This is a genomic window from Ruegeria sp. HKCCD6604 (assembly GCF_013110635.1).
Taxonomy (GTDB): domain Bacteria; phylum Pseudomonadota; class Alphaproteobacteria; order Rhodobacterales; family Rhodobacteraceae; genus Ruegeria.
Genome location: NZ_WVQW01000003.1, coordinates 117,312 through 143,759, shown reverse-complemented (window position 1 = coordinate 143,759; position 26,448 = coordinate 117,312). Strand labels below are relative to the sequence as shown.

The following is a 26,448-nucleotide window of genomic DNA, read 5'->3' as shown; positions in this document are numbered from 1 at the left end:
GCGGTTGCAACTGCGCAGTGTCAGGGGAATGAGGCACACGCCCCTGGATTCAATTGCACAGTTTCTTTTGGGTAACAGTGCTTTTGTTCATTCGGTACAGGGCAACGCAATCCCGGCCCCATCCGTTGGCACTTTGGTGAACTACCTGTATGAAATGACCCGTGTTGCCCAGCACCACAACCAATTCGCCACGACCCATGAGATGATCGCCCCATTCGAGATCAATTTCCTCGCTGCATCCACCTCTCTTTTCATATCTCAAGAAAGGTAATCCTGATGGCTAACCCTCTGTATGATGGCCTGTTCGGCATCCACGCCGGCAAAGGCACACCTTTTTTGCAGCTGCTGGACGGGACAACGATCTCTCACCAGGATTTCCTCGGCAAAGCGGCGCAGATTGCGCATGTGGCCACGCATTTGGGCCTGAACCCCGGTGACCGCGTTGCGGCGCAGGTTGAAAAAACCCCCGAGGCGCTGGCGCTTTATGCTGCCTGCGCCCAGGCCGGTCTGGTGTTCCTGCCGCTGAATACCGCCTACACGGTCGATGAATTGACCTATTTCATCGAAAACAGCGGGGCCTCGCTGATTATCTGCGACACCGAAAGAGAAGGAAAACTCACCCCTGTCGGCGCGCAGCTGGGCGCCCGGGTAGAGACACTGAACGCGGATGGCACCGGGTCTCTGACAGATTTGGCCGCGACCATGCCGACACGTTTCGAAACCGTCGCCCGCGATGGCGAGGATCTGGCAGCGTTCCTTTACACGTCGGGAACCACAGGCCGGTCCAAGGGCGCCATGCTGACCCAGAACAATCTGCTGTCGAACGCACGGACACTGGTCAAGGAATGGCGCTTCACCTCGCAGGATGTGCTGCTGCATGCCCTGCCGATCTTTCACACGCACGGGCTGTTCGTCGCGACCAATATCATGCTGGCCGCAGGTGGATGCATGATCTGGCTGCCCAAATTCGATCTGGACCAGATCATCGACAAATTGCCCTGTGCCACGTCGATGATGGGCGTCCCAACCTTCTATACGCGCCTGTTGGACGACCCGCGTTTTACCAGGGAACTGGCCACCCATATGCGCCTGTTCGTTTCCGGATCGGCACCGCTGCGGGCGGAAACCCATGTGCAGTTCGAAGAACGAACGGGTCATCGCATCCTTGAACGCTATGGCATGACTGAAACCAACATGAACACGTCAAACCCATATGACGGCGAGCGGCGCGCCGGAACGGTCGGGCACCCACTGCCCGGGGTCGAACTGAAGATCTGTGATTCAGACGGCAATACCCTGCCTGCGGGCGAGATCGGCATAATTGAAGTGCGCGGGCCCAACGTGTTCAAAGGGTATTGGCAGATGCCTGAAAAAACCGCTGCCGAACTGCGCGACAACGGCTTTTTTATCACCGGTGATCTGGGCCGCATCGACGAGGATGGGTACGTCCATATCGTTGGTCGCAACAAGGATCTGATCATTTCGGGCGGCTACAACATCTACCCAAAAGAGATCGAGATGGTTCTCGATGATCAACCCGGTGTTCTGGAAAGCGCCGTGATTGGCGTGCCACATCCCGATTTCGGTGAAACGGTTGTTGGTGTCATCGTGGCAGAGCCCGGCCAGACCCCTGATCCGGAGGCGATAACGGTCGCGGTCCGCGAAGGTCTGGCCCGGTTCAAGCATCCGCGCAAGCTGATCGTTCTGGATGAGCTGCCCCGCAACACGATGGGCAAGGTTCAAAAGAACATTCTGCGTGACCGATACAAAGATCTCTTCATGACTGTGTGAGTGAGTCTCGGGAAAGCGGGATCAGCGGATGCAGCCCCCTGAAAAGAAAATCAGGCGAGGGTGTCCCCGCCTGATTTATTACATGATTCAGGCAACCAGATCGAACCGGTCGTTGTTCATGATCTTGGTCCATGCCGCCACAAAGTCGCGCACGAACTTCTCGGCATTGTCGTCCTGAGCGTAGACCTCAGCATAGCTGCGCAGGATCGAGTTCGAACCGAAGACCAGATCTGCGCTGGTTGCGGTGAACTTGACCTCACCCGAGGCGCGGTCGCGCAGTTCATAGGTGCCTCCGTCAACCGGATGCCAGCTCAGCGACATATCCGTCAGGTTGACGAAAAAGTCGGTTGTCAGCTGGCCCACCCGGTCGGTGAAGACGCCATGCGGCGATCCGCCATGGTTGGCACCCAACACACGCAGACCACCGACCAGAACTGTCATCTCGGCTGCGGTCAGACCCAGCAGTTGCGCGCGATCCAGCATCATCGCCTCTGGCGAGACCGCATATTCTTTCAGCTGCCAGTTGCGGAACCCGTCCGCCAGCGGCTCAAGTACCGAGAAGCTGTCCACATCGGTCTGCTCGATCGACGCGTCGCCGCGACCGGCCGAGAATGGAACCGCCACGTCAAAGCCTGCGGCGTTGATCGCCTGCTCCAGTCCGACATTGCCCGCCAGAACGATCACGTCGGCAATCGAGGCACCGGTTTCCGCCGCGATCGGCTCCAGCACACCCAGCACTTTCGCCAGACGTTCGGGTTCGTTGCCTGCCCAGTCCTTTTGCGGTGCCAGTCGGATGCGCGCGCCATTTGCGCCGCCGCGCTTGTCCGACCCGCGGAAGGTTCGGGCACTGTCCCAGGCGGTGGTGATCATCTCGGCGGTGGTCAGGCCGCTGTCTGCGATCTTGGCCTTGACGGCATCTATGTCGTAATCTGTCGAACCAGCCGGGATCGGATCCTGCCAGATCAGATCTTCCGACGGCACGTCCGGGCCATAATAGTTGACGCGCGGACCCATGTCGCGGTGAGTCAACTTGAACCAGGCACGTGCAAATGTATCGGCAAAATAGTCCGGATCCGCCATGAATTTCTGACAGATCGCGTTGTAGGTCGGGTCGACCTTCATCGCCATATCCGCATCGGTCATCATTGGCATGCGACGAACGGTGGGGTCGGTCGGGTCGACCGGCTTTTCGTCTTCGGGCATGTCGACGGGCTGCCACTGATGGGCACCTGCGGGTGATTTGCCCAGTTCCCACTCGTAGCCGAACAGATAGTCGAAATAGCCCATGTCAAATTTCAACGGCTCTTTCGTCCACGCCCCTTCGATCCCCGAGGTAAAGGCGTTGGTCGCTTTACCGTTCTGATCAGGGTTTTCCCATCCCAGACCCTGGCTGGACACCGGGCAGGCTTCGGGCTCGGCGCCGATATTGTCACCGGGCATCGCACCATGGGCTTTGCCGACGGTATGGCCCCCGCAGGTCAATGCCGCGGTCTCTTCGTCATTCATCGCCATACGCGCAAAGGTTTCACGGATATGCATCGCGGTTTTGGCCGGATCCGGATTGCCGTTCACGCCTTCGGGGTTAACATAGATCAGGCCCATATGCACCGCACCCAAAGGGTTTTCCAGCGTGCCGGGGGTTTCCAGATCGCCATAGCGGTTCTCGGACGGGGCCAGCCACTGGTTTTCAGAACCCCAGTAAACATCTTTCTCGGGGCCCCAGATGTCTTCGCGACCAAAACCGAAACCAAAGGTCTTCAATCCCATGGATTCATAGGCCACCGTGCCCGACAGAACGATCAGATCGGCCCAGGACAGCGCGTTGCCGTATTTCTTTTTCACCGGCCACAGCAGACGGCGGGCTTTGTCCAAGCTTGCATTGTCCGGCCATGAATTCAGCGGCGCAAACCGGATGTTGCCCGAACCGGCGCCACCTCGACCATCCCCCAGACGGTAAGACCCGGCCGAGTGCCACGCCAGACGGATCATTAGCCCGCCATAGTGACCCCAGTCAGCCGGCCACCAGTCCTGGCTGTCGGTCAGCAACGCCTCAACATCGGCACGAACCGCCTTGAAATCCAGGCCCTTGACCGCTTCTCGGTGATTGTAATCCGCATCCATCGGGTTGGTGCGCGTGTCGTGTTGGCTCAGAATGTCCAGGTTCAGCGCATCCGGCCACCACTTGGTGACGGAATTGCCCGTACCAGTATTGCCGCCATGCATGACAGGGCAGCCGCCGGATTGGTGATTGTGGGGGGTACCGTCCATTGTAAATCTCCTGAGTATTTACCTAGGGGTTCAGATATCTTGACTCGTACCCCACGGCTTCGATAATTGGAAATTTGTAATTACTATCGTTGTGATTAATTTTTCATATGAAGGCACTCACTCTCAAACATCTGCGCTATTTCGAGGCGCTCGCCACGCACGGCCACTTTGGCAAGGCCGCCGCGGCCAGTGCGATATCGCAGCCTGCGCTTTCCATACAAATCAAAGAGCTGGAGGCAATCATGGGTGGGCCGCTGGTCGAACGCGCGGCCCGGCAAACCCGCCTGACTGCACTTGGCGAAGACGTGCTGAAACATGGCCGCGAAATCCTGACCCGGGTCGAGGATTTGGGGAAATTGGTGCAATCTCCCTCGGGCCCCTTGTCCGGCCGCATCAGAATCGGGGTCATTCCCACGGTCGCACCCTATCTGCTGCCCTCGATCATCAAAGCTCTGTCGCAGCGTTTCCCACAACTGACTATCGAACCCAAGGAAACGATAACCAAGACGTTGATCGGTGAAATACTGGATTCGAAACTGGATTTCGGTGTCGTTGCCCTGCCCGTCTCGGAACCCAACCTCCGAGAGTTCTCGCTGTTCAACGAAGATTTTCTGCTGGTTCGCCCGGCGCAGGATGCCAACCTGCCGATGCCAAGTTCCTCGCAGCTCAGAACCATGCGCCTGCTGTTGCTGGAAGAGGGGCATTGCTTCAGGGATCAGGCCCTGTCCTTCTGTTCAATCCGCAACATCGAACCGCAGCACATCATGGAGGGCAGTTCGCTTTCCACACTGGTTCAGATGGTCGGCGCCGGCATCGGTGTGACCCTGATACCGGAAATGGCGGTCGGGCTGGAAACCCGATCCGCGGATGTGTCCATTGCCCGGTTTCAGGACACGCCGCCGACGCGGACGATTGGTCTGATCTGGCGAAAGACCAACCCGCTCAGCGAAAACCTGTTGAAGATCGGCGCGATCATCCGCAAAACAGCCGAAGAAAACACGTGGGGCGTGAAACCGCCTCAGCCTGAAACAACAGGCTGACCCGCCCAAAACGATGTTCCTCGGCACGAAGGCCAGACCCGGCGCAACCCGTCAGTCGTCACCCTTGTAATAGCCGATCACATCATTCTCGGTCGTTGCACCCAACCCGTTCAGCAACCGATTTGAATAATTGAAATAGGCGCAGACCTGATTGACCTCCAGGATCTCGCCATCCTCACAGCCAGCAATCTTGAGCGCTTCGAAGTCGGACTTGACCATTTTGCCAACATCCGTCGTCAGCTTGGCGGCATAGCGCAGCAACGCCAGTTCCTTGCCCTCGAATTCATCCTCGGGCCGATGCGCCTTGAGCGCGACGAAAATCCGGTCACTGCGCGGCTGATCCTTAAGCAGGTTGCGCACGTTCATGAAGTGATGGGTCAGTGAATAGGTGCAATCGTTCAGGATCGAAGTATAGCTGGCGACAACTTCGAGGAACCAGAATGGCAACTGGTTGTCATCGGAATGCAGGACCGAACGGTACAGCGTCACATGCCCGTTCATCGTTTCGGGCCGCAATGAATGCACACGCATGACCGTATCCACGGTGCCATGAGGGGTGCGGGCCTTGTCCAGCAGCTCTTTCAGGCGGCCCTCGGCCTTGTCGTCCGAGATCATCTCGATCCAAGCGCTCATTGCTGTGTCTCCTGTCTTGTTCGGGCTCAGCTTATGTACAAAGCCCACAGGCATGTCAGTTAATTTTTTTCTTAAGGTGAAATTTCTTCTGGATCACGGAAACGTGAAAGATGTAAAATACCAGCGCGGGGGATTTTGTTGAGGATCAACGCGAATGCACAGTCCAGAGCTTATGGCAGGTGCCGAAAACCTGTTGTTCAGATGCGGCGGCCTGACGGCGGGCGACCAGTTGCTTGTGGTCTGCGAAGATGCGGCCAACGGGTATTACGATGCCGATATCACCGAGGCTATCGTGGACTGCGCGCGACAGAACCGGATCAAGACCGCAGTTCAAACCCTCGCATTCGATCCCATGGGTTCATCGCTGCCAGCGGATCTGAAAACGGCGATGGAGATGGCGGATCGCACCTTGTTTCTGTCCCGCTCCGGCGATCAGATTCGTTTCGACGCAGGAATGAGGGACGTTCGGCCCATCATGTCATATGCGCTGGACGCCGGAATGCTGGCCTCGGGTTTCGGGCGCGCCAATTACACCGGGTTCGTTGAATTGAAAAACGCGGTTAACCGGCTGCTGGCCATTGCCGGGCACATCCACGTGACCTGCCCATTGGGCACCGACTTCGCCGGCCCCGGCGCCGCCTTCCCCCCAGCAGGTGCCGCGGATGTCAGCGTGGCGCGTTTTCCGATGTCGGTCTTTGCCCCGGTTCCCGCGCAGGGGTTTTCCGGCGTGCTGGTTCAGGACGGGTTTCTGGTCGGCACCGGTTCGAAATTCTACGAACCATACGGCTGCGACCTGCGCGAACCGCTGACCATACGGTTCGAAAACAACCGCCTGACCGGCTTTGAGGGCCATCCCATGGATGTGCATTGCGCGCAGATGCATTACGAAAAAGTCGGCAAGATGTTCGACCTTGACCCCCTGACCATGCATTCCTGGCACGCAGGCATCCACCCGGGCTGCGCCTACACGACCCCGGCGCGAAGCAATTTTGAACGTTGGAGCGGGTCGGCCTTTGGCAATCCGCGTCTGCTGCACTTTCACACATGCGGGCATTATGCGCCGGGTGAGATTTCACTGAACGTGCTGGACCCGACGATCCGGGTGGATGGCGTTGCGATCTGGGATGCCGGTGTTCTCCGGGCCGATCTGTTGCCCGGTGGGGCTGAAATTCTCGACCGGTATCCCTGCATCAAAGCGGTGTTCGACGCCCCGGCCCGACACGTGGGCCAGGGCGCGAACGGGCGCTTGTCGGCCTGATGATCAGCCGGCCTGCTGCGCGATCAGCTTTGCAACCCGTGCGCGGAACCGCATCGCGCCCGCGTCCAGCCCAAGGTTGATATAGCCGGTCTTGCGCCGCGCCATGCCGGTTTGAACGTGTTCCAGAACTTCTTTGTCCTCGTTGAAGGCCATGACCGCGCCTTCGAACATGCGCTGCGACATGGCTGTGTCATCCGCGTGCATGTTGCGGTGCTGGAACCAGAAATACCGCGATGTTTCCGCATCGACCGGTGTGATGAAGTTGTACGAAATATTGACAAAGGCATTGGGCGACAACGGCCGATCCGCCCCGCCTTCTCCGGCCGGAGTGTAAATGGACATGTTGATCGCAGTGGACGGCAGACGGCATTCGTAATGCTGCTTGCGGTCGCAGCTTGGCCCGAACGGCAGTATCGGCGCATAATAGGGCGGCGCGGGTTCATCCGCGATCCAGCGCGAAACTATGACGCCGGTTTCGGTTTCTTCAAGATCCAGCGGGCGGTTGTCGGTTCCCGCCCCGGCAAACGAGGTCAGATGCACCCAGGCCACATGGCTTGGATCCAGCAGGTTGTCGATAATGTAAAGGTAATGGCACGCCATCTCCATCGCACCGGTCCGGGTCTTGCCCCAGGACGGGTTGTTGAAATTGGGGATGTCGATGATGTCGTCTGTGCTGGCTTTGTCCGGGTCCCCCATCCACAGCCAAAGAAATCCCCAGCGGTCTTCGGCCGGGTATGCATGCACGGCGGCGCGGCGCGGAGGATTGTCCAGCTGTGTCGGGGCACTGACACATTCACCGCCGCAGCCGAATGTCAGACCGTGATAGCCGCAAACCACATGATCCCCTTCGATGGTGCCCCGAGACAGCGGCAGCTTTCTATGCGGGCAAGCGTCCTCCAACGCGATTGCTTTGCCCGCTGTGTCACGATAGATTACGATATCATCGCCCAACATTCGCACGGCACTCAGGCTGCGGCCAAAATCCTCGGACCGTCCGGCGACGTACCAGCTGTTGCGAATAAACCCCTCTGCTCCGGCCAGATCAGGACGCATGTTTCTTACTCCGAAAACTCGTCAAAAGCCCTGAGCGCCTTGGCGCTATAGGCATAGGACGGCCCGCCGCCCATATAGGTGGCCATGGCCAACGCCTCGCACATCTGAGCGCGGGTGGCGCCCAGCCGAACCAGCGAACGCACGTGGAATCCGATGCAACTGTCGCAGCGGGTCGCGATCGCAATGCCGAGCGCCATGAACTCCTTGGTCTTCTCGCTCAGCGCCCCATCAGTCTTGGCCGCCTTGCCCATGATGCCAAAGCCGCGCACGGTTTCCGGCACCTCCTTTGAAAAGGCCCCGATATTGGCCTCGGTCTCGGCCATGAAATCTTTCCAGTTCATTTTTTCACTCCTTATCCGCGCTCGTCTGCGCCCATGCGACGCTCCAGCCAGCGCACCCCGGCTGAGATGATCAAAACCAGGATCAGGTATTCGAAAATCAGCAGGGTATAGATTTCCAGCGGGCGGTATTCCGTCACCACCAGTTCATTCGCGCGTCGGGTCAGTTCCTGCATTCCGATGACGCTGGCAAAGGCGCTCATCTTGACGATGTAGATGAACTGGTTCGCCAGCGGCGGCAGAATGCGCCGTATTGCCTGTGGCAGGATCACATAGCGCATGGTCTGCACATAGTTCAGCCCGATGGTCTGCGCCGCCTCGCGCTGGCCTCGGGCAATGGACTGAATCCCCGCGCGATAGATCTCGGCAGTAAAGGCACTGTCAGAAATCGCCAACGTAAGGATCGCACCCCAGAAGGGATCAATGGGGATGTTCATCCCCATGGACTGAAACACGATCGGCAAGCCGTAAAACACCCAAAACAACATCGGCAGCAGAGGGATGGCGCGGATGAACTCCACGTAAATCCGGTTAAGCATCCGCCAGCCGCGTTTCTCGGACAACCCCGGCAGGGCGACCAGCAATCCGATGACGATCGACAGGACAGCGGCGATCAGGGAAATCTGGATCGTCGCGCCCATCCCCGAGATCAGGAATTTCACATTGGTCCAACCCGAGGCCGTCGTCGGATCGATAACGTACCAGCCCCAGGTCTGCGACGACGAACAGCCTGCCAGAAGAAGCAGAGGCAAAATGAGAAGAAGTTTTTTCATCGGCCCCTCTCAGTGTTGCAGGATCTGGGACAGGAATTTGCGACACCGATCGGACTGAGGATTGGTGAAGAAATGTTCGGGCTTGCCTTCTTCGACGATTTCACCGGCATCCATGAAGATCATCTTGTCGGCCACCTTTCGGGCAAACCCCATCTCATGCGTGACAACCACCATGGTCATCCCCTCATTGGCCAACTCGACCATCACGTCCAACACTTCCGAGATCATCTCGGGGTCCAGTGCCGAAGTCGGCTCGTCAAACAGCAGCACACGTGGCTCCATGCACAGCGACCGGGCGATGGCGACGCGTTGCTGCTGACCACCCGACAACTGAATGGGCTTTTTGTCGGCCTGATCTGGAATGTGCACCCGGTCAAGATAGCGGCGTGCTTTTTCCTCTGCCTCTTTGCGGCCGAGACCCCGCGCCTTGATCGGGCCCAAAGTCAGGTTTTCCAAAACGGTCAGATGCGGGAACAGGTTGAACTGCTGGAACACCATTCCAACCTCGGACCGGATCCTGGCCACGGATTTCTCGTCATCCTTCAACTCGATCCCATCTACGCGGATGGTTCCTTTCTGATGTTTTTCCAACTGGTTGATACATCGCACAACGGTGGATTTCCCTGACCCGGAAGGCCCGCAAATCACCACCTTTTCGCCGCTGTTGACCGTCAGATTGATGTCCTTGAGAACGTGAAACGTGTCGAACCACTTGTTCACGCCCACAAGTTCGATTGCGGCGTCTGGCATAAGATGAACTGCCCCTGTTTTAGTCCCAGTATAATATTTTCTTGAGGTTATCTTTCCCTTTGGGCTTAAATCAATGAAGAATACGGCCACAAGGTCGAAACGCCACCAACGGGAGAAACCGATGAACACTTTTTGGAAAGCTGCGGCAGCCGCTGCGCTTGGGCTTGTATTGTCAGGCGCAGCGCAGGCGCAATCTGCACTGAACGAGGTGCTGGATTCCGGCGTGCTCAAGGTTGGCACCACGGGCGATTGGAACCCCATGTCCCTCCGCGACCCTGCAACCAACAGCTACAAGGGGTACGACATCGACATCATGAACGAGCTGGCCGCCGATCTGGGGGTTGAGGTCGAATATGTCCCCACCGACTGGAAAACACTGGTCAACGGTGTGGTGGCAGGCAAGTATCACCTGACCGGATCGGCATCGATTTCGCCGCCGCGCATGAAGGTCGCAGGTTTTTCCGACAGCTATATTTCGGTGGAACTCTTCCCCTATACGACCAAGGACAAGGCCGACAAGTTCGACGGTTATGACTCGATCAACCAACCCGGAGTAAAAGTCGCGACCACCCTGGGCACAACATTCGAAAAGCGCGTCCGCGAATGGTTCCCGAACGCAGAAATCAAGGTGGTCGAGGCTCCGGCCCGCGGTTTTCAGGAAGTAATCGCAGGACGCGCGGATGTCTTCATTACGTCGAACATCGAAGGTTCGACCCTCGAGGCGAAGTTTCCGGTGGTACGCGTGAAGAACGCTGGCCCGCGTTCGCCGTCACCCATAGCGATGATCCTGCCACAGGCCGATCAGGTGTGGATCAACTATGTAAACAACTGGATCGAAGTCAAAAAGGCGCAAGGGTTCTTCGAGGAAAATCGCAAGAAATGGGGTCTCTAACTCTTCTCGGATCACCTTGATTCCCAAACGCCCGGCCCGGTCGCCGGGCGTTTTTCAATTGTCGCCCGACACGGCCTTGGCAACCACGGTGACAAAGCTGACCGTATCAGTTTTCAACTCCAACGGCCCATGAGTGGCGTTTGAATCAAAACTCAGACTGTCGCCCGGCCGCATGTGATAAGCGGCTTCACCGCAGCCATAGACCATCTCGCCGTCGGTGACGTGGATGAATTCGACACCCTGATGTTGGTAAAGCGGGCGTTCGTCCAACGGACCTTCCAATGTAACGCTGAAACTCTCGAAACTGACATGTTTCGCTTCCGCCCGACCGATCAGCTTGTAACTGTGCCCGAAACCGGTGCCCAACCGTTGCACGGTTACACCTTCGCCCGCAGCCACAAATGATACATCGGTGCGTTCGACCGTGCCGGCAAAGAAGTTGATCAACGGAACGCCGATTCCGCCGGCCAGAGCCTCAAGCGTCGCCAGTGAAGCAGACACCTGACCGCGCTCGATCTTGGAAATCATCGCCGTGGACACGCCGGACCGCTGAGACAATTCGGCCAGAGTCAACCCGGCCAGCGCGCGATGCGTTTTCACCGCGGACCCGACTAGGTGATCCAGCGGCGGTTTTTCGGCGGAAAGCACAGGTGAATCTTCCATTTGCGAAGCCTATCGACACGTATGAAAAAGGCAAAAGAAATGTCACCGAACCATTCGCACCAGTTCGGCGGCAAACTCTCAGCTTCCGTTCAGGATGTCTCCTGTAAGATCATTCAACTTGGCCAACCCGTTGCGCAGATGATCTTCGGGCAGGGCCGAGCTGAACCGAAAATGGTTCTCGACCCCGAACCGCGACCCCGGAATGACCAGCACGTCTTTTTCGCGCAACAGGCGCATGCTGAACGCCTCGGATGCGATCGGTAGATTGAACCGCACGAACGACATGGCCGACGCCTGAGGTGGTACAACGGAAAACACCCCCTGATGCCGCGCCAGTTCTTCCGTCAGAACGTCGAAACCCGTGCGGATCAGACGGCGCGCGCGGGCTTTCAACTTGGACCGTGCCGGTTCGGCAAGCGCCTTGTCCGCCAGTTCCATCGACAACATGGATGCCGCGATCGAGGCATATTCGTGCCGCCGCCAGCAGTGCTGAATGATGTCTTCGGGCCCAACCAGCCATCCCAGCCTCAGCCCCGGAAGCCCATAGGCCTTGGACATGGAGTTCACCACGAGAACCCTGTCCGTACTTCCCCAGAACGAAGGCGTTTCGGTGTCACCTTCCCGCTCGGTTCCGGCATAAACCTCGTCTGAAACGATCCAGGCGCCAACGCGCTCGGCAGCCGATACGATGCGGGCGCGATCCGCTTCGGTCAGAATACGGCCCGTTGGATTGTTCGGGTTCACTACATGGATGATGCGGGTTCTGTCATCGACCGCCCGCTCAAGCGCCTCTGCGTCTATGCCCCACCCTGCGGATTCGATCAGATCGACCCAACGCACTTCGTTGCCCAGATTGGCGGCGTTTCCTGAAATCTGTTCATAGGTCGGTCGGAAACACACAACATTGTCGCCGGGCTCCAACAAGGTGTTGGCCACCAGCGTGTTCGCTTCGGTTGCCCCGACCGTGACCAATACCCCATCTGCCGAGGCCCCCGGATACAAGCCTGCGATGGTGTTGCGCAGGGATTGCTTTCCATTGACTTGCGGATAGTCGATCATCGTTGTCAGCAGAGCGTCGAGATCAATCCCGGCCAGCTCTACCAATCCCTGCAACGACATGGGATGAACGCCGCTTTCCGAGAAATTGAAGGCCACCCCGTGTTCCGTTTCGGACAGAAACTGTTCGACCCGAAATGGTTGAAAATTTCGGTTGATCATGATGCATCCTTTGCTCGGCCGTGCTGCGCACCTGACAGCCTCAATCGGCTGCGTTTACATGAACCGTTCTGATACTGGGATCGACGCGGCTGTAGGCGGCCAGCAACCGTGCCGTCCATTTCTGTGCAATGTAATCAGCCATGAACCGCGAGGGTGCAACCAGAATGACGCGCCCCCCTGCCCTTTCCGACTCGGACAGATGCTGGAACCAACTCGCCCACAGCTCGGGATCGCTCCCGTGAAGGATTGACTGCACCTGCGACCAGACATCCTCGGGCTTGGCTTCGGGGGTGTTGATTTCAGGCCCCGGGGATTTTGCCGCGAAAGGCACGACATTTGTAACGGGCTCGGAATCCTCGCTCATCCGGGCCTGGAAATCGGAGCCTATGATCGGCCAGACCTCCTGCGTATCGATCATGATCTGTTTGAGGTCGATTTCATAGACCGCGACCCGGCCCCGTGCAGCAGGCCGTTTGACCGTTACCCAACCTAGTGCGCGGAATCTGGCCATTTCGCGCTTTACAGTCCTTTCGTTCACTGACCAAAGGCGCGAAATTTCTTCGCGTCCAATCGATAATTCGTTGTTTCGCCAGTTATATCGTGTCGTAATCAATGAGATGACACGCAGTACGCTGCGTTGCCGATGCTTGTCGCCTGACAACGCATATATGGTGAGTGCAGAAAGTATATCATATTTCAAGGCCGCCGCATTTCGCCCGACCGGTTTAGCCAGCTGCATACCCGTTCTCACCGCTCTATCTGCCTCAGACGGGTGTGTCCCGCCGATCTCGCGCTGTTTGCCAACGCTTTTCGTCATCTTGGCCCAATTAGCGTCCAAAGCTTCGATTCTGTCAAGAAGAGTCTGAAACAGGTCAGAAAATTGCGCCAATCCAGATCAAAAAATATAAGAAATCTGGTGAAGTATTGGTGAAGGGGGACGTTCAGGATGACCCCTTATTGGCTTGTTATGTCCCCCCATATATCGCCGTTCCAGTAAGAATGCCCCCCTAAATACGGTTGAGGGCGTGTTGCGAATCGTCACCCCTCATCTTCTGCGCTGCCGAATCGGCGATGGCCTTGCAGGGCCTTGTTTTCTTACCCGTGGGTAAGATTTGAGTTTCATCATATTTTCTTTTGCGTAAAGCGCAAATCGGGCGTAAATAAGAAACGAACAGAAATTTACGTTCCAAACAAAGAGACATGAGGCATGTACACGCACGAAGACCTGAATGCATTGCGCAATCAATCTCTCAAACTCCAGGGGTGGATTCGTCAGCAGACCTTTAGCCCCGAGATGGAGAAGACACTCCGCCGGTTTTCGAGCTGGGAAGTGTCCGAGCTGATCTTCCGGGTCAACCAGTCAACCTTTCGCGGAAAGCTGGCCGCTGATCCGTCTCTGCCCGGAGGCGAAGTTGAGCCCGAGGGGCGGCAGCGCTGGTTCAGCTTGGAGGAGGTGAATGAGTTGCGGCGGCGGCTCAAGGTGAATCGTAAATCCCTCATGCCACCGCGTCCCGAGGGCAAGCGGGCCATTCGCGCGGCCGTAGCGAATTTCAAGGGCGGGGCGGGCAAGTCAACGGTGGCGTTGCATCTTGCGCATGCTGCCGCGCTGGATGGGTACCGTGTTCTTGTCGTTGACTTCGATCCGCAGGCCACGCTGAGCCATTCAATGGGCCTGACCGATGTCGCCGAGGATTACACTGTCTGGGGGATCATGGCGCGTGACCTGATCCGCGAGACCGAGCGCATGAACAACCGGCCCGCCGCGGCGGAGTCCGGCACCGCCCTGCCCCGCCGGGAACTGCCCCCGGCGATCACGGATATGGGGCTTGGAGATCTGCGGATCAGCGATTTCATCAGGCGGACGTCCTGGTCCACCATCGATGCGATCCCATCCTGTGCGAACGCGGCCTTCGTTGAATTTGCCTCGGCACAGTATCGCCACCTGAACCCTGAATGGTCTTTCTTTGCCGCAGTGTCCCGGTATCTGGATCAAATCCCTGACGACGCCTATGACCTGATCCTGTTCGATTGCCCGCCGGCCATTGGGTATCAGTCCATGAACGCGGTGTTCGCGGCGGACATGTTGTACATCCCGTCTGGCCCCGGGTACTGGGAATATGACTCGACCACGTCCTTTATCGGTCAGTTGGCAGAAGCTTTGGAGGACCTGGCCTACGGGTTCGACAAAACCTTACCCACGGGTAAGATCGGTCTTCCCAAAACCTTCTGCGAACTGCGGTTCCTGCTTACAAGGTACGAGCCCGGAAACGCGTTGCATCTGGCGATGTTCGACGCGTTCCAGAAAGTCTTCGGAGACCACGTCGCCCAGCACCCTGTTGAAATGACCCGCGCGGTCGAGCAATCCGGCCGCTTTCTGAGCTCGGTGTACGAAATGGATTATCGCGAAATGACCCGCGAAACCTGGCGTCGGGCCCGTTCGACATTCGACAATGTTTACGAGGAATTCCGAGGTGTGATGCTGTCTGCCTGGGACAAGCTGGAGGATGACGCATGAGCCGCAAGCGCAGAATGTTTGATATCGACCTGCCCGCAATGGATGACATTCCTGTCGGCAAGGTTCCGGACAAGGTTCTTGAAAAGCGGCGAGGCCCGATGGCTGCGGCCATTTCGGAAAATGCTGATGCGCTGCGCGACCAGCAATCGACGGAAGAAACCATTCGCGCAGAAAACGATCGTCTTGCGCATGAACTCGTGCGCCTGCGTTCCGAAGGTCTGGTGACCGAACGTGTAGCATTGGCTGACATTCTGTTTGAAAAGCTGACGCGGGATCGTAAACCCGGGCCGGATCCGGAACTGGACGAGCTAAAAGCGTCAATTCAGGAAATCGGATTGTCCAACCCCATCCGACTTGAGCGTCGCTCAGACGGACGATTTGAACTGATCCAGGGGATGCGGCGCCTGTCTGCCTATCGGGCCTTGTATGAAGAAACTGGCGATGAGTCCTATGCCAGAATTCCAGCGGGTATTTCAGAGGCGGGCGATCTCGACAGCAGCTACCGGCGCATGGTGGATGAGAACCTGATCCGCAAGGATATCTCGTTTGCGGAAATGGGTGCTCTGGCGCGCGCGTATGCCGAAGACCCGGCAAATGATTGCCCGGATGTAGACAAGGCGGTTTCCACGCTGTTCAAATCCGCCAGTTACACAAAGCGGAGTTACATTAGGTCATTTGCCAGTTTGCTGATGATGTTGGACAAGGTTCTGAAACATCCGAACGACATTCCGCGCAACGTAGGCGTAGAGCTGAAGCGCAAGCTGGATGCAACGCCCGGTCTGGTGCGCCAGGTGAGTGCCGCGGTCATGAGCGAGCCGGACCGTGACGGAGCGCGTGAGGTTGCTATCCTCAGGTCATTTCTGGGCGCGCCGGAAACAAGCGTGGCAAAGAAGGCTCCGGTTGAAAGCGCCGATAAACCACGACGTGCAAAAACCACGTTTCAGGTATCAGGGCGGGCAGGGATCGCCAAGTGCTCGGCATCCAGTGGTCGAATTGAGTTGAGATATGATTTGGACTTTACGCGTGTTGATCGCAGCAAACTTGAGGCGGCAATAGCTGCTTTCATCGATGCTCTTCCCGAGGAAGACGATCTTACCCACGGGTAAGGTTTGGTTTGAAGGTCCGAGAAAAGGCGCCGGTCGAATCCGGCGCCTTTGTCTTGTCGCTAATGCCTGGACGTTCTCAGCAAGGGATTACTGCCCATAAGTTGTTTTGCCTTGAATTCGTGTCCCGTGATAGATGCTGCCGCAGCTTGAGACGGGGCTTGTGGCTTCAGTCATCGACGTTGGTTCAGGAACGGTCATTTTCACGGAGTGTTGTCGGGGCCTAAAACCACGGCGTCTTGTTCGGGTTCGTACGTTCAGATCACGGAAGGGCGCCCGATACCTGCTCGAGATTTCGGCATGCAATATGTGACACGGGAATAAGGTGATATGACGGCTACTCACTGCACACAATCTCGGCTAGAGCAATTACAAATGATAAGAAAAATTATCAAATGTTATAGTGAAATCGTGTTGTGGAAAAGTAAGGATCAAAAACCCAAAATTATGCGCACAAGCGGAGAGGCGGCCTGAAAACACCTGCGGTTGGCAATGCTTTGCTGCTCTACAGTGTAATAAAGAAATCCGACTTCATTCTTCCCTATGTTTGACATGCTTTCGACCCACCACCTGACCGCGATGATACGGTGGCGGTTTAACCGTGAGTGAGTGTTTTCAGTACGTTCTGCACTCGGGGGCTGGTTCCCCCGAGTGGCATTCAACCGACCGTGAGTGTGGTTTCATGGAGTTCAATAGTTATTCTGGCCAGGCCAGTTGTGCGCCTCGTACACAGTTCGCAATTGGCCTGTGATCGATCTCAGACAACCGGACCCTCTCAAGTCGCGGCATGAACACGGATGTGACGACCGCGGGTCAATCTCGTGATGGTTGTAGAGATCACAAATGGTTCCCGTCTGGCCAAAACGCTCGGCACCGAGCCAGATCGTATGGTCTCCAGCCACACCCCCAGCCACGCGAGGGAGGCCGGGTACCCATCAATGGCAGCGACGATCTTGCAGTGCGACGGTAATTCGCCCATCAGGGTTTCGATGTGTGACTGGGCAAGAGAATTTCCTAGCGAACGGGCCCGCCGTGCGGCAGTCCAATCAGCATTAAGCCGTTCAGCTGACGCCGGTTTTATCGCAAACTCTGTCTCCACCTGTCAGCTTGAACGAAGTTCTGTTAACGCGGGCTAGAATATGACAGGAGCCAATCGCGACGATCTCTTTCAAGGGCGCATTTCCGAAAGACGTCATCTTGTACTCGGATTTCGTCTTCCTTCGATACAGTGTGTCGTGCCGTGACCTGGAAGAAATCATGGCGGAACTCGGCGTTAATCTGGATCATGCAACACTGAACCGTTGGGTCACAAAATACGCTAGTGCAATTGCCGATGTCGCGTGCAGGCGAAAGGGGCCGTGCGGCTGTTCCAGGAGAATGGAAGAGACTTGCATCAAGGTAAAAGGAGCGTAGGTCTGTCACTATCGCGCTGTCGACAGGAACGGAAAGACACTTGATTTCATGCTTTCGCAGCGTCGAAACAAACCCGCCGCCGCCACATTTTTCGCGTAGCTGCTGGAGGTCAACGGCCACCCGAGAAAGATTGTCATCGACAAAAACGGAGCTAACACGGCTGGCATCAGAGCGATAAACAAGATGCCGAAAGGCTTTCGCTGCCCGATCGCAGTCGAGATGGTCAGGCGGAAGTATCTAAATAACATCGTGGAACAGGACCATCGCTGCATCAAGAGACGAACACGGCCTATGTTGGGGTTCAAGGCCTTCGCTTCAGCGGCGGTTACATTGGACGGGATCGAAGTGGCGCATATGATCCGCAAAGGCCAACTCACGCCTGGGGATTGCCCGTTTCGCCAGTTGGCAGAACTGGCGGCATGCGCCGCGGGTTCGGTTTCAACTCTTCGGTCAATAAGAAACTTTGCAACAGATCCGTTTCGTACTGTTGCGGAGACGACGCTGAGGTGCTTCGGTACCCTCATATTATGCGTACGCCCGGTCGCAGCTTGGTATACCTGACATCCTTGAGCTGACACGGAAACTGCCCCCGTACGGCACATTTCAAGACTTTTTGCGCGATGGGTTCAAAGTCGGCGCGGAAGTGGGTTGTGCTTTTGACACATAGTATCCGAGCGTCTTCCGGCTCCAGATTGAACAAACGTATTTGCGCCAGATCCAGACATTGATTTCGAATGCTGGTGACCAGGACATGGATTTGCGTTCCAATCAGCTGTAAGGCGGCCGACGGACCCATCGTAGCAACGCCGCCGCCATACATTTCGCCCGAATAACGACATCGGCCATCGCTTAGGTGATGCACGCGCACCTTTGAAGCGAAAGGAACGTCGCCGGGACCTCGACCACCAATCTCGGCCTCGAGTTCCGCGCCTTCGCCCAATTCGTGGGCCTTGGCCGCCAGTTGCGGGTCGTTCAGCAACCCGAGAATGGCCGAGGGGGCGTTTTGTTGCATCAACTCACGTAGCAATCCTGTCGTGTCGGCCGACGCTCCAGCCCCCGGATTGTCCTGCACATCAGCGATTACTACAGGCCCTTTGCCATTTGCATGCCGTGCAGTTTCAACAGCATCTTTCGGACAAAGCAGAGACGTATCGAACTGCGTTTCCGCCGCTTGCAGCTTTGCGAATATCTGCGCGGCCATTGCATCGGCATCGGATTGTGACTCGCCGTAGGCCAAGACAGATGGTCCACAATCGGCCGTATCCGCTGCAGTAAACCCAGCGGCGAGTTCAACCAGACGCGCGTTTGGCCAGTCGAAGACATCCAACGCGGCGTACAGCGTTTTGGCGGGGGCGACTTCGGTATACTGGCTGTGCAGCGGGATCAGATACTCCCCTTGACGCCACGCTTTTGCGGGCGGGCCATTTGTGCAGATGTCGCGCATCATTCGAAAGGCCCGCGCGCCTGTTTCTGCCATGTCGAGGTGCGGATAGGTGCGGAAAATGGTCATCGCGTCCGACAGATCCACCATTTGCCTCGAGATATTGGCATGCATATCGAGGCTTGCAACAAGCGGCAGGTCCGGACCGATGACCTGTCTGATCCGCGACAACAGCTCTCCCTCCCCATCATCCAAAGACTCTGTGACCATGGCCCCATGCAGGTCCAGGTAGACCCCATCAAGCTGCGTCATGTTCGCCAGCGCATTGGTGATGCGTCCGGCAATGGTATCAAAGGCGTGATCCGCAACCTTGCCACACGGTTCAGCAGCGCACCACAGGATGGGTTGTAATTCGACCCCATCCGCCAAGGCAGTTTTTGCGAAACCCGCTATGGGCAGGTTCATACCTTGGGTTATGTTCAGAACGTCTTGGCCCCAAAGCATTTCCGGCCAGCTATCTGCCTGCTCAAAATCGCTCAGCTTCGTTGGAGTGGCGACGAAGGTATTGGTTTCATGCTGAAATCCTGCGATAGCAATTCTCATCTGACCCTTCAGCCGCTTATTGCTGCACCAATTCGGCGGTCAAAATCTCACGCAGTTTTGCCGCCACGATTTCTGGTTTGTGGCGGGTCATCGAAACATGACCCAGGCCAGGAATTTCATGGAACACGCCGTTCGGCGCAAGATCAGAAACCACCTTGCACATGACCGGAGCGGTTTGAACATCCTCGGAAAAGGCGATGACATGCATCGGGACCGGGCAGGTTTTCAACCCTTCACGACAGTCGAATTTCAGACAGGCTTCCCACTGATCAATTGTTGCCTGCGGGTCGCGATTCCGAAAACGCTCGGTGTAGGATGCTTTGAGCGCCTCCCAAAGCTCAGGCTCGTGCAGCGCTTTGGCCGGAAAGGCGTAAACGGCATAGTGCGGGGCCAGGAAATAATCAGGCAGAGTGATGCCGTCCTTGCGCAGGTCGATCTCGGCCTGCATCCAGTCGCGAGTGAACCCGTCGATATAGGCCGAGGTGCCCATCGGAATTGCCAGCCGCACCTTTTCCGGGAAGTCGATTGCGGTTTGCTGCGTGACCAGCCCGCCCAGTGACAACCCGCAGACAGCGGCCTGACCACCAGCGAATGCATCAATCACCGCAGCGCAATCGGCCGCGTAATCCTGCATCGACCAGGGCGGAGGGGGCGATTGCGTGTCACCCGCGCCGCGTGGATCATAAGTGATGCATTTAAAGTGATCTGACAGGCACGAGAATTGTTCGGAATAAGCCTCAGCCGTCTGATCTCCGCCGGGGACGAACACGACCGGAGGCCCTTCGCCTTCAACGACGACTCGCATGGTGACGCCGCCCATGGTCAATTGATGTGTTTCTGATTTTGGACCAAATTCGGGGAAGACTGACATTGGAAGGCTCCTGTGGCCGCAAGGATGCGCTACATTCCGTTGCGGGGAATGGTGTGCGTCTTTTCTTCTTCGAAAATGAGTTCACCACCTGACCAGGCTTTTAGGCGTGAGGTCAGGTGAAACTCGGTTGCCGTTGCCCGTTGCTCGGAATAAGTCCAGATTTTCGCGGACCAGCCGTCCCGATCGAAACCGGCTGTTTGCTCCATTGTGGCGACGGCAGACAAGGGATCGCCGGGGTGGATCGTGTAGCGCCGGTCGGACACATCGCTGAGCACCGTTCCGATGTCGTCAAGACGGAAATCGCCGACCGGACCAAACACACCGCCATCCAGAAAGAACCGGTGGGTCACTTCGCCATTCGTCAGATCAGTGTGGACCGAGCGTTCCATTGAGCCATTGCGAACATGGGTTTTTCGCGGGGCCGCGGTTGGTGGCTCCGGTTCCGGCAGCGGACGCGGCTCGGCGCTGCCGTCAGGCTGGACTCTGATCGGCAGGGTCAGCCGGGACATGCCGGGCTTGATCATGAGTGTCACCGGCTGCGGCGCAGGCCACAGAACAGGCCAATAGGCTGAGGCGATTTGCAATGTGATGCGGTGGCCTTCGGGAACATGATAGCCGGTTCCGTACAAGGGAACCGTAACGGTCATGTCTTCGCCGGGCGTGATCAGCGTAGGTTGGGTGTCGCTGTCGCGGTGGTTGAGATTGCAAAATCCCCGCGCGATCAGCGTTTGCGCGCCGTCCGGGGCCTCATCCACCAGCAGCACGGCGACATAGGCTTGCGTCTGATCCGCCGACACCTTCAGGTCAACGCTGGGCTGACCCAACAAGTCCAGCGGTTCGGTCAGGGGTGACCCCTTGAACTGTAATGCCCCCCCAGCATCGATCCGGCAATCCGCTGCCATATCGCCGGGAATGGCGAAAGAGCACATATCGCCCGCAGCGGCACCGAAGCTCTGTGGCGAGCAGATGGACATCGCAGTCCCTGACTGTGCCGTTTCGCCCAGAGTTTGGTCATTCAGCCAGAACGTTTGCTCGGCGATATTGGGCGACGGCCAAGACGGTTCTTCAACCCAGCGCCCCGTGCGTTGCAGATGGGTCCCCGAAGGCGCCGCGCTGTCCTGCAAGAAAAACCGCAATGGGGGTTCATCCATTAACCCCGTGTCGATCCCTTTCAGCCAATGATCCCAGAAACGGATTAACTCGCCGACAAAATCGGCCTTGGGGCCGGGCACCCCTTCATGTGGGTAAAGATGCGCCCAAGGTCCCATCAGGATTTTGACTGGTCCGCCGAGGTGTTCTGCAATGCGGAAGGGCGTGTCCCGATACAGATCCATCCAGCCGCCAAAGAAGTAGACCGGTACCTGTAGGTCAGAGTAATTCTCGCAGATCGAACCACGTCGCCACATTTCGTCGTGGGTTTGGTGTTCCAGCCACATGGCGGGCCAGAATTCAGCGCCTTCCAAACGTTCGCACCACATGTCGAGCCAGCGATCAGCTCCGACAACTTCGGGGTCCGGCGGCATAGCGTTGTAGAGCTGCATGATTGAGCCCCACCAGAAATTGTCATTGGCCAAACAGCCGCCGTAGAAGTGAATATCCTCGCGCCATCGGTCATCCGTGCCCATCACCGGAGCGATTGCCTTAAGTGCCGGGGGCCGGGTCGCCGCAACTTGGAACGCGTTATACGCCCCCCAACTTTTGCCGAACATGCCGACATTTCCGTCGCACCAGTCCTGATCGGCTATCCATTGGACAATGTCATGGCCGTCCTGGATTTCCTGGTGGGAATACTCATCCTCGGGCACGCCTTCACTGTCGCCATACCCTCTTATGTCGACGCGGATTGAGGCGTACCCGGCGGCTGCGAAATGCGGGTGCATGCTTTCATCGCGCATACGCGTGCGATCCCGACGCCGGTAGGGGATATATTCGAGGATACAGGGCATCGGTGAAGTTCTGGCTGTTTCGGGCAGCCAGAGCCGGGCAGCAAGCTTGGTTCCGTCAGGCATTGGAATCCAAACGGTTTCAATGACCTCTATATCGCTCATGACGCTGCCTTTTCTGCTAGTTCCGGCGGGCGGGCGCCGGGTTCCAAAGGGAAATGACAGGCGACAGCGCGCCCGTTTGCAACCTGCCGCTCCGGCGCATCCACACTGCATCGCGATTGCGCCCATGGGCAGCGGGTGTGGAACTCGCATCCCGATGGGCGGGCCAGCAATGAGGGGACTTCGGCCGGCAGCGTGATCCGGTCATGTGTCTTATCCGGGTCGGGCTCGGGGTTGGCTGACAGAAGCGCCGCCGTATAGGGGTGTTGAGGCGCACTGAACACCTGTTCGGTGTCTCCTGCCTCGACAAAGCGGCCCAGATACATGACTGCGGTTCTGTCCGCCACATGATGCACCACATGCAGGTTATGGGTGATGATCACCATCGCCAGACCCAGCCGTTCGCGCAGATCATTCAGCAGGTTCAAAACTTCGCCCTGCACCGACACATCCAGGCCCGCAGTGGGTTCATCCGCGATGATCAGCGCCGGATCCAGCGCAATGGCGCGCGCGACGCCGACACGTCGGGCCTGTCCACCCGATAGCTGATGCGGGAAACGCGACGCGAAGCTGGTCGGCAAACCTACTAGTGTCAGCAGGCGGTCAGCTTCATCCCGCAGATTGCGCCCTTCTATACCGTGAATTCGGAAAGGTTCGGTCACCAGATCGCCGACGGTCATGCGGGGCGAGAGGGAGCCTACCGGGTCCTGAAACATCATCGACATGCGTTTGCGAACGGGCTTCATCGCCTTTCGGTCCAACTCGTCGATGCGCTGGTTCTCAAAAGTGATGGCGCCGGCGCTAATCTCCTGCAAACCGTTCACGGCCCGCGCAAGCGTTGTTTTGCCAGAACCGCTTTCGCCGACCAGGGCAAAGGTCTCGCCGCGGTTGACCTCAAAACTCACCCCTGCCACACCCAGGATCGCGCTGCGGCGTCCCAGTCCGCCGACCGGAAACGAGACCTGAACATCTTCGACCTTGAGAATCGGATCGCTGCTCATGCTGTCACTCCGGTTTCTGCTGGTGTGTCCGGGACAAAGCAGCGGGCGACATGGCCTTCCCCGATGTCCTTGTCAGGTGGCGGGGCCGAACACGCGTCGCTTACCCGGTCACAGCGGTTGGCAAAGATGCAGCCCGCGGGCCGCGCGCGCAGATCGGGGATTTCTCCGGGTATCGTCGGCAAGTGCCGGGTGCGCTCGCTTTGCCGCGCAGGGTCGCATTCCAGCAGCCGCGCTGTGTAGGGGTGGCGTGGATCCTGGAATATCTGACGGACGGTACCGCGCTCGACCACTTCCCCGGCGTACATCACCACGACATCGTCACAGAGCTCGGCGATGACACCCAGATGGTGCGAGATGAACATGACTGAACAGCCGATCTTTTGCTGAAGGTCCTTGAGAAGTTCGATTGTCGTAACCTCAAGCGTCGCATCCAGCGCCGTTGTGGGTTCGTCCGCGATCAGCAGAGCGGGCTCCATCATCAAGGCCATGGCGATGGCGATGCGTTGCTTCATCCCTCCCGATAACTGGTGCGGATACCGCGCCAGCGCCGCACGGGCATCGGGGATGCGCACCAATTCCAGCATCTCGACCGCGCGGCTTAGCTTTTCGTCCTTTGAAAGGGGCGAGCGATACTGAATGTTCAGCATCTGTTTGCCGACCGAGATCACAGGGTTCAGCGCGCCCATCGGGTCCTGAAACACGGTTGCGATGCGCGGGCCGCGCAGGTCCCGCATGCGCGACGGGGGCAGGGTGGTCAGCTCATTCTGCCCCTCAAACAGGATCGATCCGCTGTCGATGCTGCCATTGTCGGCCAGCAATCCAAGAATGGCGTTGATCAGGGTGGATTTCCCGCAGCCAGATTCGCCCACGATACCGACAATCCGGTTTTCGGGCACATCGAAGCTGACGTTTTTCAACGCGTGCAGCGGCCCGGCCTCGGTCGAGAAGCTGACGTTCAGATTTTCTATGCGCAGCGTGGTCATCAGCGTCCTTTCAGCCGGGGATCGAATACGTCCCGCAGCGTCTCGCCCAAAAAAGTAAAGCCCAGCGTTGTGATGATGATCGGCACGCCGCCAGCAATCGCGATCCAGGCAGTATCGCGGATATTGGTGAAACCGTCATTCAGGATCGAGCCCCAGCTTGGGGTCGGGGGGCGCACACCGAGGCCCAGAAAACTCATCCCTGCTTCGATGCCGATGACGACTGGGATGTCCATCGATGCGAGGATAACCAGCGGACCGATGACGTTCGGCAGAATGTGCACCCGCAGGATACGCGTCGAAGAAGCGCCCATGCTTTGCGCTGCCGTGACATATTCTGACGTCTTCAACGCGATAGTCTGAGTGCGAATGATCCGCGCGTAACCGGGCACGGTGACCAGAACAACGACGACCATAACGGCGGTCAGCGACGGCCCCATAAGCGTGACCAGCGCAAGGGCCAGCATGACGGTCGGAAAGCTTTTCATTGCGTCGAACAAAAGGATCATCAGATTGTCCAGCCAACGCGGCCCATAGCCCGCGATCAAGCCCAGAACGATGCCTATCACCAGCGACACAGCAGTCGAGACCAAAGCCACAAAAAGCGCAATCCGTCCACCATGCAGCACCCGGGCAAACAGATCCCGGCCCAGCTGATCGGTGCCCATCAGATGCTGCGCGCTTGGGCCTTGGAACCGGTCACGCGGGTTGATTTTCGTCGGGTCCCAGCTGGTGAGAAAATCGGCAAACACGGCGCCAAAGATGACAAACAGCACAAGGAATAGTCCCAGCGCGCCCAGCGGTTCACGCAGGATTTTGCGGATCGGGCGCCACAGCTCGGCCATGCGCCCGGGGGCGGGGTTAGAAACTGCTTCTGACACGGGGATCCAAAGCTCCGATGATGAGGTCTGCCAACAGATTGAGCAGAACGAACAGGACTGTCGTGATCAGAACGGTTCCTGTCACAATGGGGAAGTTGCGGGTCAGGATGGCGTCATAGACCAGCTTGCCAACGCCGGGGCGGGCAAAGACGATCTCGGCAAAGACAGCCGAGGACAACATCTGACCGATGCCCACGCCCAGCAACGTGACCGTGGGCAGGATCGCAATCGACAAGGCATAGCGGTAGGTGATCGTTCGATCCGGCAGGCCAAAGGCGCGGGCGGTGCGGATATGGCTGGCCTCAAGCACTTCGAGCATCGAAGCGCGCACCATACGGGCAATATAGCCGACCCAGCCCAGACCAACCGCCAGCGAAGGCAGGACCAGGTGCGTGAGTTGATCGCCGAGATTGCCGGGTTCGCCTGCGCCAATGGCAGGTAGCCAACGCAATTCAACGGCAAAGATCAGCAGCGCATAAATCGCGATCACGAACGAGGGCACGGCAATCACTGCAACGGACAGGATGCCAACGATCCGGTCGGCCCAGCTGCCGCGGCTGACCGCCGCCCAGCAACCCAGCGGAATACCAAGCGCAACCGACCACGTGATGCCGCCGACGATCAAGGCCAGCGTATAGGGCAGTTGTTCGAACACGACCGTAGTGACGGGACGACCCGATAGAACCTCATCCCCTAAATCACCTGTCCAGGCCCCGATGTAAAAATTCCAGAACTGAACCAGAACCGGCTGGTTCAGCCCCATTTTTTCGCGCAGGGCGGCGCGCATTTCCTCGGTTGCCCTGGGCCCCAGCGCAACCGAGGCCGGGTCGCCGGGGATCAGGTAGATCATACAAAACAGCAGGAACATGGCGACCGAAACGATCGCGGCAGCCAGCCCAAGCCGTTTGAAAAAATAGCTCAGCATACGCGCCCCCCAAAAGGCCGTGCGGGCGGCGGCCATACGCCGCCCGTTTGCGT

General features: G+C 57.8%; 22 protein-coding genes and 1 pseudogene. 7 read left to right on the top strand and 16 right to left on the bottom strand.

Going from position 1 to position 26,448, the window contains the following annotated elements; translation table 11 throughout:
- The first annotated feature begins 276 nt into the window (after positions 1 to 276).
- The gene (locus GS614_RS10715; RefSeq protein ID WP_171726242.1) at positions 277 to 1,791 is read left to right on the top strand and encodes a malonyl-CoA synthase; all 1,515 of its coding nucleotides are present in this window, start codon (positions 277 to 279) and stop codon (positions 1,789 to 1,791) included.
- Positions 1,792 to 1,878: 87 nt separating this feature from the next.
- Here GS614_RS10715 and katG read toward each other — a convergent pair whose 3' ends face one another.
- Entirely contained in the window at positions 1,879 to 4,059 is a 2,181-nt protein-coding gene (gene katG / locus GS614_RS10710) for a catalase/peroxidase HPI (protein WP_171726241.1), read from the bottom strand.
- 107 nt (positions 4,060 to 4,166) lie between these two features.
- Between katG and GS614_RS10705 the strand changes: the two genes are divergently transcribed.
- Complete coding sequence (locus GS614_RS10705; protein ID WP_171118211.1) at positions 4,167 to 5,099, top strand: hydrogen peroxide-inducible genes activator; 933 nt, start codon at positions 4,167 to 4,169, stop codon at positions 5,097 to 5,099.
- A 51-nt stretch (positions 5,100 to 5,150) separates the two neighbouring features.
- Here the strand turns inward: GS614_RS10705 and GS614_RS10700 are convergent, their stop codons facing one another.
- On the bottom strand, positions 5,151 to 5,732 hold the full coding sequence (locus GS614_RS10700) for a carboxymuconolactone decarboxylase family protein (protein ID WP_171118213.1): 582 nt from the start codon (positions 5,730 to 5,732) through the stop codon (positions 5,151 to 5,153).
- Positions 5,733 to 5,886: 154 nt separating this feature from the next.
- Here GS614_RS10700 and GS614_RS10695 point away from each other — a divergent pair, with 154 nt between their 5' ends.
- Positions 5,887 to 6,990, top strand: coding sequence for a hypothetical protein (locus tag GS614_RS10695; protein WP_171726240.1), 1,104 nt, complete (start codon positions 5,887 to 5,889; stop codon positions 6,988 to 6,990).
- A 3-nt stretch (positions 6,991 to 6,993) separates the two neighbouring features.
- Here the strand turns inward: GS614_RS10695 and GS614_RS10690 are convergent, their stop codons facing one another.
- Genes GS614_RS10690 through GS614_RS10675 form a run of 4 tightly spaced genes read right to left on the bottom strand, consistent with a single transcriptional unit; the run spans position 6,994 to position 9,904 of the window.
- Positions 6,994 to 8,043, bottom strand: coding sequence for an aromatic ring-hydroxylating dioxygenase subunit alpha (locus tag GS614_RS10690; protein ID WP_171726239.1), 1,050 nt, complete (start codon positions 8,041 to 8,043; stop codon positions 6,994 to 6,996).
- Positions 8,044 to 8,048: 5 nt separating this feature from the next.
- Entirely contained in the window at positions 8,049 to 8,384 is a 336-nt protein-coding gene (locus tag GS614_RS10685; protein ID WP_170345140.1) for a carboxymuconolactone decarboxylase family protein, read from the bottom strand.
- 11 nt (positions 8,385 to 8,395) lie between these two features.
- Positions 8,396 to 9,154, bottom strand: a complete 759-nt coding sequence (locus GS614_RS10680) for an amino acid ABC transporter permease (RefSeq protein ID WP_171726238.1) — start codon at positions 9,152 to 9,154, stop codon at positions 8,396 to 8,398.
- Positions 9,155 to 9,163: 9 nt separating this feature from the next.
- Positions 9,164 to 9,904, bottom strand: a complete 741-nt coding sequence (locus GS614_RS10675; RefSeq protein ID WP_171726237.1) for an amino acid ABC transporter ATP-binding protein — start codon at positions 9,902 to 9,904, stop codon at positions 9,164 to 9,166.
- A gap of 121 nt (positions 9,905 to 10,025) precedes the next feature.
- On the opposite strand from GS614_RS10675, the gene GS614_RS10670 reads away from it, so the two are divergent.
- Positions 10,026 to 10,796 carry a transporter substrate-binding domain-containing protein gene (locus GS614_RS10670; RefSeq protein WP_152460614.1) on the top strand — a complete coding sequence of 257 codons (771 nt, stop codon included), beginning with the start codon at positions 10,026 to 10,028 and terminating at the stop codon, positions 10,794 to 10,796.
- Between the two features lie 54 nt (positions 10,797 to 10,850).
- Here the strand turns inward: GS614_RS10670 and GS614_RS10665 are convergent, their stop codons facing one another.
- The 3 genes from GS614_RS10665 to GS614_RS22150 form a co-directional block, all read right to left on the bottom strand.
- Complete coding sequence (locus GS614_RS10665) at positions 10,851 to 11,459, bottom strand: helix-turn-helix domain-containing protein (RefSeq protein WP_171726236.1); 609 nt, start codon at positions 11,457 to 11,459, stop codon at positions 10,851 to 10,853.
- A gap of 78 nt (positions 11,460 to 11,537) precedes the next feature.
- Positions 11,538 to 12,677: an aminotransferase class I/II-fold pyridoxal phosphate-dependent enzyme gene (locus GS614_RS10660; protein ID WP_171118231.1), complete on the bottom strand. Its 1,140-nt coding sequence runs from the start codon at positions 12,675 to 12,677 to the stop codon at positions 11,538 to 11,540.
- Between the two features lie 40 nt (positions 12,678 to 12,717).
- Positions 12,718 to 13,188, bottom strand: a complete 471-nt coding sequence (locus GS614_RS22150) for a DnaA N-terminal domain-containing protein (RefSeq protein ID WP_253285335.1) — start codon at positions 13,186 to 13,188, stop codon at positions 12,718 to 12,720.
- Between the two features lie 696 nt (positions 13,189 to 13,884).
- Between GS614_RS22150 and GS614_RS10650 the strand changes: the two genes are divergently transcribed.
- The 3 genes and pseudogenes from GS614_RS10650 to GS614_RS10640 form a co-directional block, all read left to right on the top strand.
- A complete protein-coding gene (locus GS614_RS10650; protein ID WP_171118234.1) occupies positions 13,885 to 15,192 on the top strand; it encodes an AAA family ATPase in 1,308 nt (435 codons plus the stop codon).
- Positions 15,189 to 16,298, top strand: coding sequence for a ParB N-terminal domain-containing protein (locus GS614_RS10645; RefSeq protein WP_171118237.1), 1,110 nt, complete (start codon positions 15,189 to 15,191; stop codon positions 16,296 to 16,298). Before GS614_RS10650 ends, GS614_RS10645 begins: the two co-directional genes overlap by 4 nt.
- Positions 16,299 to 17,447: 1,149 nt before the next feature.
- Positions 17,448 to 18,125 (top strand): annotated as a pseudogene (locus GS614_RS10640) (IS6 family transposase); the annotation flags it as partial.
- A 103-nt stretch (positions 18,126 to 18,228) separates the two neighbouring features.
- On the opposite strand, the gene GS614_RS10635 reads toward GS614_RS10640, so the two are convergent.
- From GS614_RS10635 to GS614_RS10605, 7 genes are read right to left on the bottom strand one after another with little or no spacing between them, the layout of a single operon-like run.
- Positions 18,229 to 19,692, bottom strand: coding sequence for a M81 family metallopeptidase (locus GS614_RS10635; protein WP_253285334.1), 1,464 nt, complete (start codon positions 19,690 to 19,692; stop codon positions 18,229 to 18,231).
- A 16-nt stretch (positions 19,693 to 19,708) separates the two neighbouring features.
- Positions 19,709 to 20,563 carry an alpha/beta fold hydrolase gene (locus tag GS614_RS10630; RefSeq protein ID WP_171726234.1) on the bottom strand — a complete coding sequence of 285 codons (855 nt, stop codon included), beginning with the start codon at positions 20,561 to 20,563 and terminating at the stop codon, positions 19,709 to 19,711.
- Between the two features lie 29 nt (positions 20,564 to 20,592).
- A complete protein-coding gene (locus tag GS614_RS10625) occupies positions 20,593 to 22,611 on the bottom strand; it encodes a CocE/NonD family hydrolase (protein WP_171726233.1) in 2,019 nt (672 codons plus the stop codon).
- Positions 22,608 to 23,609: an ABC transporter ATP-binding protein gene (locus tag GS614_RS10620; protein WP_171726232.1), complete on the bottom strand. Its 1,002-nt coding sequence runs from the start codon at positions 23,607 to 23,609 to the stop codon at positions 22,608 to 22,610. Before GS614_RS10620 ends, GS614_RS10625 begins: the two co-directional genes overlap by 4 nt.
- Positions 23,606 to 24,592 carry an ABC transporter ATP-binding protein gene (locus GS614_RS10615; RefSeq protein WP_171726231.1) on the bottom strand — a complete coding sequence of 329 codons (987 nt, stop codon included), beginning with the start codon at positions 24,590 to 24,592 and terminating at the stop codon, positions 23,606 to 23,608. The genes GS614_RS10620 and GS614_RS10615 overlap by 4 nt, the downstream gene beginning before the upstream one ends.
- Entirely contained in the window at positions 24,592 to 25,470 is an 879-nt protein-coding gene (locus GS614_RS10610) for an ABC transporter permease (RefSeq protein WP_371809396.1), read from the bottom strand. The genes GS614_RS10615 and GS614_RS10610 overlap by 1 nt, the downstream gene beginning before the upstream one ends.
- Complete coding sequence (locus tag GS614_RS10605) at positions 25,451 to 26,395, bottom strand: ABC transporter permease (RefSeq protein WP_171118247.1); 945 nt, start codon at positions 26,393 to 26,395, stop codon at positions 25,451 to 25,453. Before GS614_RS10605 ends, GS614_RS10610 begins: the two co-directional genes overlap by 20 nt.
- Positions 26,396 to 26,448: the final 53 nt, after the last annotated feature.

Excerpts from the sequence above, each read along its gene's own strand:
- GS614_RS10715 (WP_171726242.1), top strand. The coding sequence starts at position 277 with ATGGCTAACCCTCTGTATGATGGCCTGTTCGGCATCCACGCCGGCAAA.
- katG (WP_171726241.1), bottom strand. The coding sequence starts at position 4,059 with ATGGACGGTACCCCCCACAATCACCAATCCGGCGGCTGCCCTGTCATG.
- GS614_RS10705 (WP_171118211.1), top strand. The coding sequence starts at position 4,167 with ATGAAGGCACTCACTCTCAAACATCTGCGCTATTTCGAGGCGCTCGCC.
- GS614_RS10700 (WP_171118213.1), bottom strand. The coding sequence starts at position 5,732 with ATGAGCGCTTGGATCGAGATGATCTCGGACGACAAGGCCGAGGGCCGC.
- GS614_RS10695 (WP_171726240.1), top strand. The coding sequence starts at position 5,887 with ATGCACAGTCCAGAGCTTATGGCAGGTGCCGAAAACCTGTTGTTCAGA.
- GS614_RS10690 (WP_171726239.1), bottom strand. The coding sequence starts at position 8,043 with ATGCGTCCTGATCTGGCCGGAGCAGAGGGGTTTATTCGCAACAGCTGG.
- GS614_RS10685 (WP_170345140.1), bottom strand. The coding sequence starts at position 8,384 with ATGAACTGGAAAGATTTCATGGCCGAGACCGAGGCCAATATCGGGGCC.
- GS614_RS10680 (WP_171726238.1), bottom strand. The coding sequence starts at position 9,154 with ATGAAAAAACTTCTTCTCATTTTGCCTCTGCTTCTTCTGGCAGGCTGT.
- GS614_RS10675 (WP_171726237.1), bottom strand. The coding sequence starts at position 9,904 with ATGCCAGACGCCGCAATCGAACTTGTGGGCGTGAACAAGTGGTTCGAC.
- GS614_RS10670 (WP_152460614.1), top strand. The coding sequence starts at position 10,026 with ATGAACACTTTTTGGAAAGCTGCGGCAGCCGCTGCGCTTGGGCTTGTA.
- GS614_RS10665 (WP_171726236.1), bottom strand. The coding sequence starts at position 11,459 with ATGGAAGATTCACCTGTGCTTTCCGCCGAAAAACCGCCGCTGGATCAC.
- GS614_RS10660 (WP_171118231.1), bottom strand. The coding sequence starts at position 12,677 with ATGATCAACCGAAATTTTCAACCATTTCGGGTCGAACAGTTTCTGTCC.
- GS614_RS22150 (WP_253285335.1), bottom strand. The coding sequence starts at position 13,188 with ATGGCCAGATTCCGCGCACTAGGTTGGGTAACGGTCAAACGGCCTGCT.
- GS614_RS10650 (WP_171118234.1), top strand. The coding sequence starts at position 13,885 with ATGTACACGCACGAAGACCTGAATGCATTGCGCAATCAATCTCTCAAA.
- GS614_RS10645 (WP_171118237.1), top strand. The coding sequence starts at position 15,189 with ATGAGCCGCAAGCGCAGAATGTTTGATATCGACCTGCCCGCAATGGAT.
- GS614_RS10635 (WP_253285334.1), bottom strand. The coding sequence starts at position 19,692 with ATGAGAATTGCTATCGCAGGATTTCAGCATGAAACCAATACCTTCGTC.
- GS614_RS10630 (WP_171726234.1), bottom strand. The coding sequence starts at position 20,563 with ATGTCAGTCTTCCCCGAATTTGGTCCAAAATCAGAAACACATCAATTG.
- GS614_RS10625 (WP_171726233.1), bottom strand. The coding sequence starts at position 22,611 with ATGAGCGATATAGAGGTCATTGAAACCGTTTGGATTCCAATGCCTGAC.
- GS614_RS10620 (WP_171726232.1), bottom strand. The coding sequence starts at position 23,609 with ATGAGCAGCGATCCGATTCTCAAGGTCGAAGATGTTCAGGTCTCGTTT.
- GS614_RS10615 (WP_171726231.1), bottom strand. The coding sequence starts at position 24,592 with ATGACCACGCTGCGCATAGAAAATCTGAACGTCAGCTTCTCGACCGAG.
- GS614_RS10605 (WP_171118247.1), bottom strand. The coding sequence starts at position 26,395 with ATGCTGAGCTATTTTTTCAAACGGCTTGGGCTGGCTGCCGCGATCGTT.